A 15,857-nucleotide genomic window follows, 5' to 3' on the forward strand; every position below is an offset into this window, starting at 1 on the left:
GTTCGCGCCGAGAACGTGATAGACTCCCATTCTGATTCAGCATTCCCTTTTGGAAGATTTGTTTTATTGCTTGCCTTTAGATGCGCGGGTTTTGTCGATGACGCCGACCGGTCAGGATATTTCGATCCACTTCCAGACCGAACTGGAGAATGCGGCGGATATTGAACTCGTCGTCGTAATTCCGACATTCCGTCGCCCGGACCATCTCGTGAAAACGCTGAAGACCATCGTCTCGCAACGTCCTGACGTTCCCTCAGCCACGATGGTGGTCGAAAATGATCCGGAGGGCCTGGCAGGCGCCGAAGCGGCAAAGCGCTTCTTCCTCGAACACCGGTCCGATGCGACCGTTATCGTCGCCCACCGGCGCGGACACAGCCATGTCTGCAACGCCGGCTGGGCGACGGCCCTCGAACTCTATCCGAACCTGCGCGTCCTCGCCGTCATCTACGATGATGCCGTTGCCGCTCCGGAATGGCTCGATTGCCTTGTCGCCGTCAAGGAAAGCCACGGGGCCGATTTGGTCGGCGGTCCGCAATTGCCTGTCTTCGAGGATGCGGATGGGCAGAAATGGAAACGGCACCCGATCTTTTCGCCCTCCTACGATGCGACCGGCCCGGTGCCGCGGCTTTTTTCGGCGGGCAACGTCCTCATAACGCGGGCGGTTCTCGACGCCATGCCGCGGCCGTTCCTGAACCCGGCGCTGAATTTCGTCGGCGTCGGCGACGGGGATTTCTTCAACCGGTGCAGGGAGAAGGGCTTCGCATTTGCCTGGGCGGCCGAGGCATGGGTGGCTGAAAGAGTTCCCGCCTATCACACGACGGCATCCTGGATCCGGGCCCGCAGTCTCGAACAGGGTGCGATCTCGACACTCCTGGAGCACCAGCACGACGCGACTTTCGCGGGTCGTTTGCGAACGCTCGGAAAATCGATCGCTATGCTCGCCGCGTCGCTGCCGCGGGGCATCAAGCTATGGGCGGAAACCGGGCTTGCCACGGCAAGCCTCTACCACTTCCACGTGGCGGTCGGCCGACTAACGGCCAAGACAGGCTTCGTCGACGAGCAGTATCGCGCGCCCGGGGAGAGCTAACTATCCTCAATGGCCGCTCGTCGCCTTCACGGCCCCCTCGGGCATCTTGTCGGCGGCGATCTTGCCGTTCTTGTCGACCACCGGAACCGGCTTCAGATAGGGCCGGCTCTCGCCGTTCGCTGCGCGTTTCACGTCGTCCTTGCCCAGATATTCGAGCTGTTCGACCAGGACTTCGGTAATGACCTCGTTGCCGAGCTTCTTGTTGAGGCCGTCCTTGACGGCGACCTTGAAACTCGGCAGGTCGAAGGTCCCGGTGTCGGCCACATCGACGAACCGGGAGCCGACGAGCATGTCGTAGAGCTCGTCGGTGACGACCTGTCGAAGGGGCGCGTGCAGCTTCGCTATCCCTTCACGCGTCGCCGAAAAGGACAGTTTCGCCAGGAAGTAGCCCTGGACCGCCCCGTCCTCGATCACCGGGACGGTTATGATCTCGCCCGGCACATATTCCTCCGATGCCCGCCTGTCCGCCTCGGCGTCCGAGAGAGCCGGCGCCGAGGCATACTGCATCGAGAAATAGACGGATCCGAGCGTCACGGCACAGACCCAAACCCCGGTGAGAACGACCTTCAGCATCAGAAATCGCTATAGCGGAATTGCGCCTCGGTGTAGATACCGTCCGCGTCGGCGTCCTGGGCTGCGGTCTTCAGAAGATCGACGACAGAGCGCACGGCTTCGAGATGCGCCTCGACCTTCTGCGCGTTGAGCTTGAGCTTCTGCCTGAGATGGCGGGTCTGCGAAGCGAAGGACAGCGAGATTTCGCCGGGCGCGGCGGCGCGATGCAGCATCGTCAGCTCGTAGAGGCAACGGCTCTTGTGTGCGTTCGACGTCTTGATGTCGAATTTGGGGTCCACGCCGATGCGGCTGTTCTCGTTGTCGATGATCATCTCCAACCGGCCGAGAACGTTCTGTATCCGCAGATCGTGGGATGCCACAGCTTCCATAAATCAACTCCCGAATTATGCGTTTCAGGGAAGGCGCGCGCCGAGGCCCGCGAACCGTTCCGACCAAAAACTATGCCTGGTTCTTCTTCTCGTCGGCGGTCAGGAACCCGGCATTGCGCTCGAATTCGTGAACCATGCCAGCGGCAAGGTTGCTCGTATCGTCGTCCAGCCGCGCGTTGGCGCGTTCGGCCGGGTCGCTGCCGACCATCCGGTCGGCTATGCCGATCCCGCCTCCGTCGGCCAACACGTTGGCGATCTGTTCCGCCATCATGCCTTTCCAGACCTCGCCCGACGTGCCCTTGCCGAAGACATTCTCGCTTTCGCTCGGCAGCATCGACTTGACGAAATTCTGCAGCACCATCGCCTCGAACTTCCGGTAGGTCTCCGGAACCTTCTTCGGCTCGACGCGGTTGCCGATGTCGCCGAGGCCCGTCGATCCGTCCGATGAATTCAGCACCGACACGGCAGCAGCGAAGCCGTTGCCGTTTTCCGCAAGGCTCGTCGCCTGAAAGGCGGCACGGTTGGCCTTCAGCCGCGCCTGCGCCTCCTGGACGTCCGCCGGATCGGCCGCGCGGACGACATCCATCACCAGATCGCTGGGCGGGGAAATAGCCATGTCAGATCCTCTCGAGGCGGCTGCCCGGTGATTTGTCACACGGGTCGGCGCAATCAGTGCGAACCGGAGGACTGCTTCGACGGCCCGTCCGGATAATGCACTATCGCCCCTCAACCTTACCGGAAGCTGGCGCGTAGCCGGCGACATGCTGGTCGATCAGGTCGAGGACCTGATTGTCATCCGCCTCGCGGTCTTCCGTCAGGCGCGCCTCGTTCATATTCTCCTCCAGTCGATCGCCCTTGGCACGCTCCTTCAGCATGCGCGCCTCGTGCACCTGCTGGATGCCGAGCAGCATCTGGTCCTTCTGCACCAGTCGCCCGAGCTGCGCGGCGTAGTGCCCGGAGAAGACGCGATGCATGGGATGGGCCGAGCCCATCGCGTCGACGACCACGTCGATCGTCTCGGCAAGCACGCCGCGCTGGCGCGTCGTCTCGGCAAGCTCGCTTTCGGCCATGCGCTCGAGATGCCGCTGTACGTCGACCAGGCGCTTCAACTTATCCGATCGCGCTTTCATCGCCATGCTCCCTAACCACCTTGCATCACCGGCGCGAAGCCATCGGCGAACAGGCGCAGCATCGCCGCTATGCCGAGATAGAGCAGGAACAGGCCGCCCATGATGAGGTAGGGCTGGGAAATGAAATAGACCGGAACCTGCGGGGCGAGCCTGTTCACCATGCCGATCGCGACGTTGAAAAGCAGGCCGTAGATGACGAACGGGCTCGCAAGGCGCAGCATGATCAGAAAGGTCTGTCCCAGCGAGTTTGTGAGCGTTATCAGCATGCCCTGCGGATCGAAGCCGACGCCGATCGGCATCACGCGATAGGACTGCGCGATGGCCTCGATGATCACGTGGTGGAAGTCGAGCATGAAGAGGAGCATCAGGCCGGCGAAGCTGATCATGCTGGTGAGCTGGTTTTCCGCCGTCTCTTCGAGCACGTCGGTCGCCGGCGGCGGGTTGAAGCCGATCAGCATGGTTATCGCCGTTCCGGCGAATTGCAGGCCGAGCACGTAATAGCGCGCCACGAGGCCGATGACGGCGCCGATGACGCTCTCGGTCGCGATGAGATAAATGTAGGTGTGCCCCTTGCCGGCGACCGCCGGATAGATGTCCGTCCACATGATCGGCAGGATGGCCATGGAAAGCGCGACGGCGATGAGCAGCCTCACCTGCACGGGGACGCGCGCGGCCGAAAACCCCGGCATGACCATGATGCAGCCGCCGATCCGGCAGAATGCCGCGAACAGCGCCAGCACCGTGCCCTCGGGGTCGGTTATCATGAAATCGCGCCGATGATCTTGATTTCCAGGCCCTTGGCGAGCTCGACATGAGAGAGCACGGGCAGCGTGGCGAAGAGGCGTTCGATGATCATGCGCACATATGAGCGGGATTCGGGCGAACTGACCAGCACGAAGGGCATGCCGCGATCGAGATGTTCACGGATAATCTTCGTCGCCTGCTCGCTGAACTCCTCGAGCTGGCGCGGGTCGATGTCGAACTCGACGACCTCGCCCTTGGCGTCGCGCTTCAGCGCCTGATGGAAGACCATGTCCCATTTGTTGCCGAGTCTGAGGACGCGCAGGACGCCGTTCTCGGCCAGGTCGCCGCAGAGCTGCTGCGACATGCGCACCCGCACATGCTCGACGATCTGTTCGGTCTTGCGGACATGCGGCGCCAGTTCCGCCACGGCCTCGAGAATGAGATGCAGGTTGCGGATCGAAACACGCTCGGCGAGCAGCAATTTGAGGACCGCCTGCAGGCCGGAATAGGACATGTGCGAGGTGCAGATCTCGTCGGCGAGCTTGCGGTATTCCGGATCGAGCCGCTCGATCAGCACCTTCACGTCCTTGTAGGAGAGCAGCTGCGGCAGGTTGTTGCGGATCACTTCGCTCAAATGCGTGAGCACGACCGAGACGTTGTCGATCGGGTGGAAGCCCTCGCGCTTCAGATCTTCCGTGAAGGTTTCCAGTACGGACAGGGCCGGCATTCCGAAGGCGGGCTCGCGGATATCGTCGCCCGGCACGCTCGGCCGGCGGCCGGCGCCGGTCACGACCAGCACTTCGCCGACGCGCACCGTGTTGGAGGCGATCGTCGTGCCATGAATGCGGACATGATAGGCCTTGTCCGGAATGGTGATGTCGTCGGAAACCTTGATCTCCGGCACGACGAGCCCGTATTGCAGGGCGAACTTGCGGCGCATCTTGCCAACCCGGAAGGCGAGTTCCTGATGCGCGCCGAGCAGCCGGGTCGAGACCTGCTTGCCGAGCAGAAGCTCGATCTCCGCCGTCTTCAGCACCGATTTGACGGAATCCTTGTCGCTGTCCTTGGTCTGCTGCGCCTTCTCCGCCTCCTGGGCACGCTTCTCGGCATTGGCCGCTTCGATCTGCTTCGGGATGTACCACCCAAGGAAGGCCATGCCGCCGCCGAGCGCGGCGAAAGGCAGGAAGGGCAGGCCCGGCATGACGGACAGGAGGACGATGAGGCCGGCGGCCACCATCAGCGCCCGCGGATAGCCGCTGAGCTGGCCGACGACGGCCTGGTCGGTCGAGCCGGCAGTGCCGCCGCGCGACACGAGAAGGCCGGCGGCAAGCGAGACGATCAGCGCCGGGATCTGCGAGACCAGACCGTCGCCGACCGAGAGCTTGACGAAGACATCGGCCGCCTCGCCGATCGGCATGTCGTGGCGCAGATAGCCGATGATGATGCCGCCGAAGATGTTGATCCCTGTGATGATCAGGCCGGCGATCGCATCGCCCCGGACGAATTTCGAGGCACCGTCCATGGCGCCGTAGAAGGAACTCTCCTCCTCCAGCTCGCGCCGGCGGTGCTGCGCCTGCTTCTCGTCGATCAGGCCGGCCGAGAGGTCGGCATCGATCGACATCTGCTTGCCGGGAATCGCGTCGAGGGTGAAGCGGGCGCCGACTTCGGCGATACGCGTCGCACCCTTGGTGATGACGATGAAGTTCACCGTGATGAGGATCAGGAAGACGATCAGACCGATGACGAAGTCGCCGGACATAACGAGGCTCGCAAAGCCCGAGATGACGCCGCCGGCAGCACCATGCCCCTCGTGGCCGTGAGACAGGATGACGCGCGTCGTGGCGATGTTCAGCGCCAGGCGGGTCATCGTCGAGATCAAGAGGATCGTCGGAAAGGAGGAGAATTCGAGCGGCCGCTGGATCCAGAGCGCGACCATCAGGATCAGAACCGAAAAGGCGATCGAGAAGGCCAGCCCGAAATCGATGAGCAGCGGCGGGATGGGCAGGAACAGGATCGACAGGATCATCACGATCCCGAGCGCGAAGCCGATGTCCCGGCTCTTCGGTGCGAGTTTCGGGATGGTCAGCGTCGCCTGTTGTGCCATGTCTCTTCCGTCTCTTCATGAGAGGCGGGCAGCACGCCACGCGGGGCTGCCCCAAACTATGACGGAAGATCTAGAGACCCAAGCTTGCGCGAGGGTGGTATTGGGATGGGATGAGGAAAGGTTCGCGCAGTTTTCCGCCCGCCGGATAAAGAGAGTGGAAGGTCTCAGAACCCGGACTGGATTCTTGAAAAGATGATGTCGGTGAAGATAGAGATCTGCGCACCGACGAAGGGTGCCGAGATCGCCGCCGTGACCATCACCGCAAGGATCTTCGGCACGAAGGTCAAGGTCATTTCCTGAACCTGGGTCAGCGCCTGGATGAAGGCGATGACGACACCGACCACCATGGCGGCCAGAACGGCCGGACCCGAGGCGACGATCACGGTCCAGATCGCGGCCTGTACGATGTCGAGGGCGTCCGCCTCATTCATTTCGGTTCGGTCCTACTCTCGGCCGGCGCTCACGGGCAGCGGCGAAACTTTCACGTTCAAGGGTGATTCTTGAGAGGATTCTCAACAATCACCGGCGCCGGTCAAGCCAAAGCCGCCGCCGCTCCAAGCAGCAGGCATTACGTGTCCGAGCCGGACGAGGTCGTCGACACGGTGATGCCGGTCTCGATGGCGATCTCCTTGCCGTCGGTCGTAATCGCGGTGACGCCGTCGGAGGTCACCTCGACCTCGGCGACGACGCCGCTCGTCTTGCCGTCGCTGCTGGTGATCGTCTTGCCGATGTAGGTCGACGCCTGCGTCAGGCTTTCGCTTGCCAGCAGGCTCTCCAGGTTGCTGTTCGTCTTGATCGACTGCTCGACCTGCGAGAAGGTCGCAAGCTGCGAAATCTGCTCGGTTGCATCCATCGGATCGGTCGGATCCTGATTCTGCATCTGCGCGATGAGCAGTTTCAGGAAGCTCTGATAGTTCAGGGTCGCGTCAGCCGCGTCCGTACTGGTCGTCGATGTGGAACTCGTCGTCGACGTCGTGCTCGTCGAGGCGCTCGAGGATACACCGCTTACCGCCATGGCGCGATCTCCTTGCGAATCTGATCGATGGTGGCCGGCGTAATTTCCTGATTGTTCAGGATACGCTCTTCGATCGGGTACAGACCGCGGATCGCCTTCAGCGCTTCGAAAGCGCGACCCTGCGTGACCAGGCCGTCGATGCGCTTCAGCTCCGCGAGCACTTCCTCGTTCTTGAAGCAGGCGAGCAGCATGACGATCGACTTGCGGAACATGGCGGTCGATTGCTCGGCGCCTTCCGGATTGATCAGGATCATCTGGGCGATGAAATAGAGCTGCCGCAACGGTGTCGTGGCATCTTCCGGCTGCAGGACGTGGTTCTCCAGGAGGAAAGTCACGTCGTTGAGGAATTCGACGGCAACCTTGCGGTCAACGCGAAGCACCGCGCCGTTTACAAAGATTCTTTCGCCCGATTTCAGCGAGATACGCAGTGTGCTCTTCATTTCAGTCCATCCCTGATGATGGTGGTAATGTCAATTATGCCCTGGAAGTTGGAGGAGTCGCGTTTGCGGATCTTCTCCGTCTCGTTCAGTATCCAGATCCCAATCGAGATCAGATTGGCACGCAACTCGTCGTTAAGCTGGTTATCCGGGGCGCGCAGGTCCTCGATGAAGCGTATCCAGACACGCCGGGTGTAATAGATCGCCTCGATCGCTTCTCTTGAGTATCCCTTCTGCTGTTTTGCCGCTTCCAGGAGCGCGATCGAGCGATTGAGGACTTGCCACTCTCGATCCTTGGAAACGGCTACGCCTTCCTCCATGATCTCGGCGTATGCAAACTGATACATTCAGACATCCTTCATGCTTGTCCTTATCCTCTTGTCATCAGAGGAAATCTATCAAACTCAACTGCTGGATCCGCCCCGTGAGCGTGTAGGAGGTCTCCATCTGCGTCAGCAGCGTGTTCATCCGGGTCGACGCATCATAGGTGTCGATGCCCTCGAGATCGGTGATGTGGGTGTTGATGAGCTTGATCTGAACCTCGAGCGAGGTGTTCGCCTTTTCCACGCGCGCCTCTGAAATACCGAGCGTGCTGCGTTCGGCGGTCAGTCCGGTGATCGATTGCTCGACATAGCCGAGCGCCGCCTCACCGATATAGGCGCGGACATCCGATCCGAGGTCCTCGTCCATGAGCTCCGAAGAGATGACGCTGGCAAGGGTGAACATCCGGAAACCGTTCGTCGTCGCGTTGGTCGAACTCTGCACCACCTCGGACGTGCTGATGCGGCTCGTCATGTTCTGGCTCGAGGCCGCGGACCAGTCGGTGGCCCATTGCGTGTCGTCCGTATAGAGCGGCTCCAGCGTGTTGGTGATGAAATCTTCCATCTGCGCCTCGGTGAAGTCGCTCATGGAAGCGATGCCGTTGGCCGACATGTAGGTCGACAGCGCATCGTCGAAGGTGGTCTTGGCGGCCGAACCCGACGCGGCATAGTCCTCGAAAGGCTTTACGTCGGTGTTGATGCCGGCGAAGAGGAACTCACCGTTGAAGGAGGTGTTCGCTGACGCGGTGAAAAGCGACATGGCGCTTTCGATTTCGGTCTTCTGGACCGATAGCTGGTCGACGGAATCATTGCCCTTGAAGGTGACGAGCGTATTGCGCACCTGTTCGGCCGCCTCCGCCATCGTTCCAAGGGCCTCCTGGGAGGACGACAGCCTCTGGGTGACGACGGAGTTCGTATCGACCAGCGTTTCCAGGCGACCGAGTTCGCGTTGCAGATTGACCGAACGCGCGGTGGAGGAACCGAGCTCGAGGCCGACATCCGCGTGCCGCCCGGTCGATACCTCCGTCTGAAGCTTCAGCAGTTCCTCCTGGCCCTGCTGAATGGTCAGGCGCATGGCATTCTGCACCGCCAGATTAGAAACGAAGGACGTCTTCATGATTACCTCACGGCTTCCAGAAGGGACGCCATCATGGCGTCCACGGTACTGATCAACTTGGCAGATGCCTTGTAGGACTGTTCCAGGTCGAGCAGCAGCGAGAGTTCTTCATCGATGCTGACGCCGGTCACGTTGCCGAGAGCCTCCTCCGTCCGCGACAACAGCGCCGTCTTGTTGTCGTCGGCCGTCGAGGCCGCGCTGCGGATCTGCTCGAACCAACCGATCGACGAGGCGGCGAACTCCACGATCGAGCTGGTGCTGTCCAGCCCCGCCGCCGCATCGAAATCCATGTCTCCGTCCATGGCGGTGATGAAGCCATCGAGGAGATCGGTATAGCCCGAATTCGGATCGGTGGCGCCGCCCGGATTGGAGACAAGGCCGTTGAACCCACCGTCGCGGAGCAGAAACGGATTGGCTTGCGCAGCTGCATTGACGCTCAAGGATGCCGCGATGCCGGGCTCGATCGTGCCGTCGGCGGGCACCGTTCCATCCGCCCAGGTGAAGAGGCCGGGGGCACCGTCCTCCTGGAAGAGGCTGACGAGACCGCGGGCCATCTCGTCGAGTTGCGACTGGAACGTCGGGGCGATGTCGTCGCGCAGCTGCAGCAGGCTCGCGAGCTTTCCCTGCGCGGTCGTGTCTGCGCCGGCGCCGGCCGAAAGCGACACACCGTCGACGAAGATGGCATTGCCGGTCGTCGTCGCGTCGAAGGCCGAGGTTGCCGTGAACGTCACCTGCCGCGCCTGCGTCTCGAAAAGAACGGTACCGTCCGCGGTGTAGATCACTGTATCGTTGTCGGCCCTGGTGACGGTGGAGATGCCGACGAGTTCCGATATCTGTTTCAGGAGCTTGTCGCGCTCGTCCAGCGCCGCCGTGGCATCGGTGCCGGACGCCGTCGCGTTCTTGACCGCATTGTTCGCCGTCTCGAAGCTGGCGAACAGGGCATTCAGATTGTCGACCTCTTCGGCGATCTGCTTGTCGGTATCGAGGCGCAGGTTCTGGATCGCGGTCGACGTGTTGGTGATCGAATTGACAAGGTCCGACGCATCCGCGACCACGGTCGCCGCGATCGTCGAATTGCCCGGGGTCGAGGCGAAGGTCTGCAGGCTGTCGCGGAAGGTCGAGAGATAGGTCGACGGCGCCGTCTCGTAGTCGTTGCCGCCGAGCGCCGATTTCAACAGCTCGAGCCCGGAAAGCAGGCTGCTCTGCGCCGAGGATTGCGAGATGCTGGTGAGGTTCTGCTTGAGCAGCGCCTCGTTCTGCGCCCGGTAAATGGAGACGATCTGGGCGCCGTCGGCGGTGGTTCCCAGCATGGCCATGCGGCGCGAATAATCCGCGTTGCTCGCATTGGCGACGTTCTTCGACACCGTGGCCGTTTGCTGGGCCGTGGTGCTGAATGCTGATTGCGCAATTGCGATTGCCGAGGACAACGACATGCTGGGACCGTCTTCTTGGAATTACCGCTTCAGGTTCACGAGAACTTCGAGCAACTCGGAACCGGTCTGGAAGACCTTGGAGTTTGCCGTGTAGTTGCGCTGCGACTCGATCATCGAGGTCAACTCGTCGGCGATATCGACGTTGGAGCTTTCAAGCGCGCCGGAGAGAATTTCGCCGAAGCTGCCCGAACCGGCGAAGCCGGTAACGATGACGCCGGAATCGACGCCCTGCGAGTAGACGTTGCCGGACTCCGGAACCAGCTTGTCGGGGCTTTGAACATTGGCCAGAGCAATGCGGTAGCGCGGCTCGAGCTCGCCATTGGCGTATTTGATGTAGACGACGCCGTCGGTGTCGATCTGGTAGCCGGAGACCTTGCTCGGGGCATTGCCGTCGATCTCGCCGCCGTCCGGCGTGAACGACGTTCCGAGCTGCGTCGTCTCGGAAAAGTCGATGACGATGTCGTTGAGTACAGCGCCGGTGCCGGAAATGGGGTTGAGACCGGCGCCGGTCGGATCCAGCGTCAGGCTTGCCGGCGATGTGGTCAGGACGCCATCCGTGTCGAAATCCAGGGTAGCGGTGCCGAGCGACAAAGACGACGTCCTGTCGATGATCTCCAGTTCCCACTGGTTATCGGCCACCTTCGTGTAGTTGAAATCCAGGATGCGGGTGTTGCCCTGGCTGTCGTAGACGATGAGGGAGGTCGTCGACACGTCGCCGTTCGCGGCGCCGGAGGGCAGGTTGGCACCCATCGCGCCGGCGGTCGAGCCAGCCGCCGACAGGCCTTCCGAAGAGAGGTTGACCTCGGTCAGGCCATCGAAGCCGTTGACGACAACCGTCGGATCCACGCCCTCTTCGTACTCGTAGCCCATCAGGGTGAAGCCGGCGGCGTTGACGAGATTGCCCGCGTCGTCCTGAACGAAAGCCCCGGCGCGCGTCAGGTATTCCTGGCCGTTGGCGCCTTGAACGATGAAGAAGCCATCGCCGTCGATCGCAAGGTCGCTCCCCGATGTCGTGTAGGTCGTCGAGCCCTGGTCGGAAATCGAGTAGCGCACCGAGGTCTGGACGCCGCCGGAATTGTAGGAACCGTTGCTGGACGGCAGGATCATCGAGGAGAATTCGGTCGATGCGCGCTTGTAGCCGGTCGTGCTGGAGTTCGCGATGTTTTCCGCGACCGTGCTGAGCCGGTTGGCCTGGGCGTTCATGCCAGAGACGCCCGTTCTCATGGTACCGTAGAGACTCATAGAGGATCCTCGTTTCCTGCTTTGGTGGGAGACTAGAAGTCGGGCCTTGCGTGAACCTGTCTTGCCGCCCTGGTCTTGCCTCGCTCCGGCTCAGTTCCAGTCGATGCAGTAGCCAAGGAAGCGCTTGGAATCGATCGGGTCGAAGCCGAGTTTCTTGCGCAGCTTCTTGCGCAGCTTGCTGATGTGGCTCTCGACGACGTTCTCTTCGACGTCCTCGTCGAAGATGCCGTAGATCGCATTGAAGATCTGCGACTTGGAGACCCGCCGGCCGCGGTTGGCGACCAGGTATTCGAGAATGCGTCGCTCCCGGCGCGGCAGCGCAAAGACCTCGCCGTTGATCTCCGGGTCACGGCCGTCGGCGAAGACGCGGATCGGGCCGATGTCGGTGTAGTTACTGATTGCCTTCAGCCGCCGGCGGATCGCCGCGACGCGTGCGAGGATTTCCCTCGGATGCACCGGCTTGCGCACGACATCGTCAACGCCGCAATCGAACAGCGCCAGCGTGTTCTCCAACGACGGCGTGTCGCTCATGGCGATCACCGGCGCCTGGGAGCGGTCGCGGATCGCGCGCGGCAGGCTGAAAGCGCCGTCGCCCTGGCCGATCAGGAACGCCTCGACCGCATCGATGTCCGAATCGGCGGCGGTATTCACCCACTCGCCGAATTCCTTGGGATCAAACCCCGTCGAAGGAATGCCCTCTCGCCCGAACAGGGACGCGTAGCCATCCTTCACAAGCTCTCTTTCGTCAACCACCACGATCATTCGTCCGCCTCCGAATCAGTATGGGTGTCTCACTGATCGAGAGGTACGAATCCGGGGATTCACGAACAACTAGAGAAAGTTAATGGGAGATTTTAATAGTTGATTAAGGAATGCGTGCCGATTTGATCTATATCTAGTATGCCCTCGTTAAGGATGACACTAACTTGATGTGGAAAAGTTAACGGATGACAACAATTAGCGCTTGCGATCACAATCTCTCCGCATTGTCGCCACAATGCGGCACTGGGCTGAAAACAACAACTCTTGATTGATTACCGGCAGAACTGCGTGGCGTTCGGCGTCCACTTTCCGTAGCCCGTCGCGACGAGATTCGCGATGACCCGGCAGACATATTTCTTTTGCGCCGGGTCGTTGTTCGGCCCGGCATGATAGCGTGCAACCGCCATCGTCCAGCTCTCGTGCCTGGCGCGCAGATTGGAGAGGAAGCGCGCGGCATAATCGACATTCCGGCGCGGATCAAGCATTTCCTCGGGGGAGCTGAAATGCTCGCCGTGGAAGTGAAAGTTGATCTGCATGCAGCCGAGATCGATGAGCTTCGCACCCTCAGCCCGCGCCGCGCCGAAACGTGCCAGAACGTCCTGGACGCTCGCGCCGAAATAGGCCTTGCCCTCGATGTTCATTGCATAGGGCTGGAGCGATCCCTTGCGGCCGGTCTCCGTCAGGCCGACTGAGTACAGGATACCAGTGGGGATACCGTACTTGGCGGCGGCGGAGGCGATCTCGCGTTCGCAGATGCCGGCGCTCGCCAGCGCACTACATGTAGACATGACCAGCGCGAGCACGCTCAACACCACTAGACGCATCGTCCGTTCCATCATTGCCCACCCAAGTTTCGACCGTCGCAACCTGGGCGCCATCCTGCCGCTGACGCCCCTGGCCGCCGTCTTCGCCGGTCCGTTCGCGGCCCGGCTGGCCAAGCTGGCCCTGTGTCTGCGCCTGCGAACCGCTGCCGCTCGAAGCATCGCCGCCGGCATTGAACACGACGTTTACCTGGTCGACCGCGAAGCCTTGAGCGCGCAGCGCCTTCACCATCTCGCTCTGGTCGTCGCGCAATTGACGGAACGCCTCGCCGGTTTCCACCTTCAGGTCGACCTGCAGTTCGTCGTCCTTCAGGCGCAGCGTCGCGGTAACCGTGCCGAGATCGATTGGATGCATCTGGATCTTGAGCGTGTTCAGCGTCTTGCCGGCCTGGCCCGATGCCTCCGGCTGCGTGAAGGCCGCACTCGACTGGAGCGCCTGCGCCCATTCGCCGTCGCCGGCGATCGCGCCCGTCACCGCAGCCGAGTTGGCATTCATCGCGACGCCCAGATAGCGGCGCGCCTCGAGAACGGTCACGCTTTCGGCCTTGGCGCTCGCCGAAGACCTGCCGGTCTCTACGGCAGCCGTTTCGCCATCCGCCGAAATGGTCATCGAGACCGCTTGCCCCTTGCCGTCGGCGCGGGCGAAGCGAAAGAGACGGTCCGATCCGACCTCTCCTTGCTGTTCGGTCCGAGAACCGTCCCCGGCCGCAGCATCCACCGAGATATTGGCGCTCTCGTCGGCCTGGCCGGCAGCACGATCATCGGCGGACCGCGTTGCCTTGTCGGCAATCCGGGTGTCCGTGACGGTCGGCACATTCCCGCCGAGCAATGTCAGAAGGTCGCTGACGGGACCGTTCGCCGGCGCGGCCGAACCGGTCTCCCCCTCAGCCGTCGTCGCCACTTCGACCGCCCCTGTTGTTCCGGCCTCCGCCGGCGCATGCCCCTTCGGCCTGGCCGCCACCTTATTCCCGTCGGAATCGCCCGACTCGTCGTCCTTGAGAGAAGTCTTGGTCGCCGCATTCTCGCGCAGATCATTGAGCTTGGAGACCATCTCGTCTTCGGGGAGCGCGCCTTCCGCATCGCCCTCGCCGCGGCCCTGGACCGATGGCGTCGAAAGGTGACCGGCTCCGGTGATCGTTGCGCCTGCGATCAAGACGCCTGCCCTGCGATTGCCGATCGTAAGCCCCGCAGCAGGGGCTTGCAGGCGGTCTGCGAGCGTTTCGGCTACATCCTGTCCGATGTCCTCAGCCGCGCCTTGGGCAGGTGCCTTCTGGCGGCCGGCATCGGCGACTGCATTCTCGAAGGCGCCCGCCTCACCCGCAACTTGCTCATTTCCGCCCTGCCGCGAACCGGATCTGGTGGCGAGGGCCGCAGCGGAAGCACGGAATGTCTCTTCAAGTGGCCTCATAGTCCTTCCTCCGCAAGGAGCGCATCGATCTCCTTGATCTTCGAGCGTCCATTGGCCACGAAACCGTCAAGAGCCGGATCGGATGCGGCGGCCTGAGCGCCGGCCGGCGGCTCCGCAATCGGCGTGGTCGCTTCCGCCTTGGCGAAGGGGCTCATGCCGCTTCCGGTTTCTCCCGTTTCGCTGCCAGCGTTGGCAGGGCCAATGTCGACTTCCGGTATAGGCATGGACGCTTGCGCGGGGCTTTCATCCTTCGGTAGTCGTACAACCTCATCCGCAATCGCCCTGGCCGCCTCTCTGAGCGCACGGTCGCGCGGCGACAGCTTCGCATCGGGAATTGCTGCCAGTGTTTGCACCGCTGTGAAGACGTCCTCGGAGGGCACCGCCGCGAGCCCGTCGTAGAAATTCGCCAGCAGCTGCGATTGCCCGCCGCCGTCCCGGGCGAGTTCCTCGGCCCGACTGGAGGCCAGCCGCGCCAGCGTCTGGTTGCCGGCGATTGCTGCCCGCCTTGCCACGCGCAGATAGACCTCGCGCTGGCGGGCCTGATCCATGAAGGCGAGAATCTCGGCGACTCGCTTTTCGACCGCCTCGTCGAAATGCGTGACCGCCAGCTCGACGAACACGTCCGCGAACTGGCTCGCATAGGGCGAGGTCAAGTAGCGCCGCGCATAGTTCAGCGCATAGCGGAAGCCCTTGTCCGGATCACCGGCCTCAGCGGCGAGCGAAACGGATCGGCGAAGCGCCGCCTCCTCTATGATGGTACCGGGCGCCGTCAGACGCGCCCAGTCGTAATACTTCATCGCGGCAACGGGATCCTGCTGCGACGTGGCGTTGCCGAGGATCAGAAACAGGTAGGGACCGACGCGGGAATTCCTGTATTCGGGCGCGGCGTTGGCGAGATTTTCGACGATCAGTGGCCCCTTCCCGCGCAGATATTGCCTGAGCGCATCGGTAACCCGGGCATCGAAGTTACCCTCGACATCCCTGTCCGTGAGGTAATCCAGCGTTTCCGGATTGCCGCCGCTCATCACGTAGACGAGCGCCGCATCGACGTTGCGCGGATCGCGGAAGATCGCTTCGTCAGCCGCTCGCAGGCGCTTGTCGATCTCGCCCAGCATGAAGCGCTGCATCTCGATCGCCGAATGATCGCCGAGCACGACGGAATCCTGGACGTATTGGAGCGACCGGATCATCCTGAACGGCGCGAGCTCTTCCGTCTCGCTTGCACGCGCCAGGCCGATTGCGAGCGGAGCCGCAAGAACCGTTGTCGCCAGGATGGCGCTGAGCCGCTTCAGCATC

General features: G+C 62.2%; 18 protein-coding genes. 1 reads left to right on the forward strand and 17 read right to left on the reverse strand.

Annotation, left to right across the window (positions count from 1 at the left end; genetic code table 11):
- Positions 1–97: 97 nt before the first annotated feature.
- Complete coding sequence (locus RHIBR816_RS0101630; RefSeq protein WP_026186540.1) at positions 98–1,087, forward strand: glycosyltransferase family 2 protein; 990 nt, start codon at positions 98–100, stop codon at positions 1,085–1,087.
- 6 nt (positions 1,088–1,093) lie between these two features.
- On the opposite strand, the gene RHIBR816_RS0101635 is transcribed toward RHIBR816_RS0101630, so the two are convergent.
- The 17 genes from RHIBR816_RS0101635 to motC form a co-directional block, all read right to left on the reverse strand.
- Positions 1,094–1,660 carry a hypothetical protein gene (locus tag RHIBR816_RS0101635; protein ID WP_018234794.1) on the reverse strand — a complete coding sequence of 189 codons (567 nt, stop codon included), beginning with the start codon at positions 1,658–1,660 and terminating at the stop codon, positions 1,094–1,096.
- The gene (locus tag RHIBR816_RS0101640; RefSeq protein WP_018234795.1) at positions 1,660–2,028 is read right to left on the reverse strand and encodes a hypothetical protein; all 369 of its coding nucleotides are present in this window, start codon (positions 2,026–2,028) and stop codon (positions 1,660–1,662) included. Before RHIBR816_RS0101640 ends, RHIBR816_RS0101635 begins: the two co-directional genes overlap by 1 nt.
- Positions 2,029–2,098: 70 nt before the next feature.
- Positions 2,099–2,644, reverse strand: a complete 546-nt coding sequence (locus tag RHIBR816_RS0101645) for a rod-binding protein (RefSeq protein WP_018234796.1) — start codon at positions 2,642–2,644, stop codon at positions 2,099–2,101.
- A 100-nt stretch (positions 2,645–2,744) separates the two neighbouring features.
- Positions 2,745–3,158: a hypothetical protein gene (locus RHIBR816_RS0101650; RefSeq protein ID WP_026186541.1), complete on the reverse strand. Its 414-nt coding sequence runs from the start codon at positions 3,156–3,158 to the stop codon at positions 2,745–2,747.
- Between the two features lie 11 nt (positions 3,159–3,169).
- Positions 3,170–3,922: a flagellar biosynthetic protein FliR gene (gene fliR / locus RHIBR816_RS0101655; protein WP_018234798.1), complete on the reverse strand. Its 753-nt coding sequence runs from the start codon at positions 3,920–3,922 to the stop codon at positions 3,170–3,172.
- Positions 3,919–6,006 carry a flagellar biosynthesis protein FlhA gene (gene flhA / locus RHIBR816_RS0101660; RefSeq protein WP_018234799.1) on the reverse strand — a complete coding sequence of 696 codons (2,088 nt, stop codon included), beginning with the start codon at positions 6,004–6,006 and terminating at the stop codon, positions 3,919–3,921. Before flhA ends, fliR begins: the two co-directional genes overlap by 4 nt.
- Positions 6,007–6,170: 164 nt before the next feature.
- Positions 6,171–6,437, reverse strand: a complete 267-nt coding sequence (gene fliQ, locus RHIBR816_RS0101665) for a flagellar biosynthesis protein FliQ (RefSeq protein WP_012706883.1) — start codon at positions 6,435–6,437, stop codon at positions 6,171–6,173.
- Between the two features lie 137 nt (positions 6,438–6,574).
- On the reverse strand, positions 6,575–7,021 hold the full coding sequence (flgD, locus tag RHIBR816_RS0101670) for a flagellar hook assembly protein FlgD (protein ID WP_018234800.1): 447 nt from the start codon (positions 7,019–7,021) through the stop codon (positions 6,575–6,577).
- Complete coding sequence (flbT, locus tag RHIBR816_RS0101675) at positions 7,012–7,461, reverse strand: flagellar biosynthesis repressor FlbT (protein ID WP_012706881.1); 450 nt, start codon at positions 7,459–7,461, stop codon at positions 7,012–7,014. The genes flgD and flbT overlap by 10 nt, the downstream gene beginning before the upstream one ends.
- The gene (gene flaF, locus RHIBR816_RS0101680; protein WP_012706880.1) at positions 7,458–7,805 is read right to left on the reverse strand and encodes a flagellar biosynthesis regulator FlaF; all 348 of its coding nucleotides are present in this window, start codon (positions 7,803–7,805) and stop codon (positions 7,458–7,460) included. Before flaF ends, flbT begins: the two co-directional genes overlap by 4 nt.
- A gap of 37 nt (positions 7,806–7,842) precedes the next feature.
- Entirely contained in the window at positions 7,843–8,895 is a 1,053-nt protein-coding gene (locus tag RHIBR816_RS0101685) for a flagellar hook-associated family protein (RefSeq protein WP_018234801.1), read from the reverse strand.
- Positions 8,896–8,897: 2 nt separating this feature from the next.
- Positions 8,898–10,328 carry a flagellar hook-associated protein FlgK gene (flgK, locus tag RHIBR816_RS0101690; RefSeq protein WP_018234802.1) on the reverse strand — a complete coding sequence of 477 codons (1,431 nt, stop codon included), beginning with the start codon at positions 10,326–10,328 and terminating at the stop codon, positions 8,898–8,900.
- Between the two features lie 21 nt (positions 10,329–10,349).
- Entirely contained in the window at positions 10,350–11,570 is a 1,221-nt protein-coding gene (locus RHIBR816_RS0101695; RefSeq protein WP_026186542.1) for a flagellar hook protein FlgE, read from the reverse strand.
- 90 nt (positions 11,571–11,660) lie between these two features.
- Positions 11,661–12,332 (reverse strand): transcriptional activator Rem, encoded by a 672-nt coding sequence (gene rem / locus RHIBR816_RS0101700; RefSeq protein ID WP_018234804.1) that lies wholly within the window; start codon positions 12,330–12,332, stop codon positions 11,661–11,663.
- Positions 12,333–12,604: 272 nt separating this feature from the next.
- A complete protein-coding gene (locus RHIBR816_RS0101705) occupies positions 12,605–13,156 on the reverse strand; it encodes a transglycosylase SLT domain-containing protein (RefSeq protein ID WP_026186543.1) in 552 nt (183 codons plus the stop codon).
- Positions 13,107–14,561 carry a flagellar hook-length control protein FliK gene (locus tag RHIBR816_RS0101710; RefSeq protein WP_018234806.1) on the reverse strand — a complete coding sequence of 485 codons (1,455 nt, stop codon included), beginning with the start codon at positions 14,559–14,561 and terminating at the stop codon, positions 13,107–13,109. The genes RHIBR816_RS0101705 and RHIBR816_RS0101710 overlap by 50 nt, the downstream gene beginning before the upstream one ends.
- A complete protein-coding gene (gene motC, locus RHIBR816_RS0101715) occupies positions 14,558–15,856 on the reverse strand; it encodes a chemotaxis protein MotC (RefSeq protein ID WP_018234807.1) in 1,299 nt (432 codons plus the stop codon). Before motC ends, RHIBR816_RS0101710 begins: the two co-directional genes overlap by 4 nt.
- Between the last annotated feature and the right edge of the window lies 1 nt (position 15,857).

The organism is Ensifer sp. BR816 (genome assembly GCF_000378985.1).
In the GTDB taxonomy this organism is placed as follows: Bacteria; Pseudomonadota; Alphaproteobacteria; order Rhizobiales; family Rhizobiaceae; genus Sinorhizobium.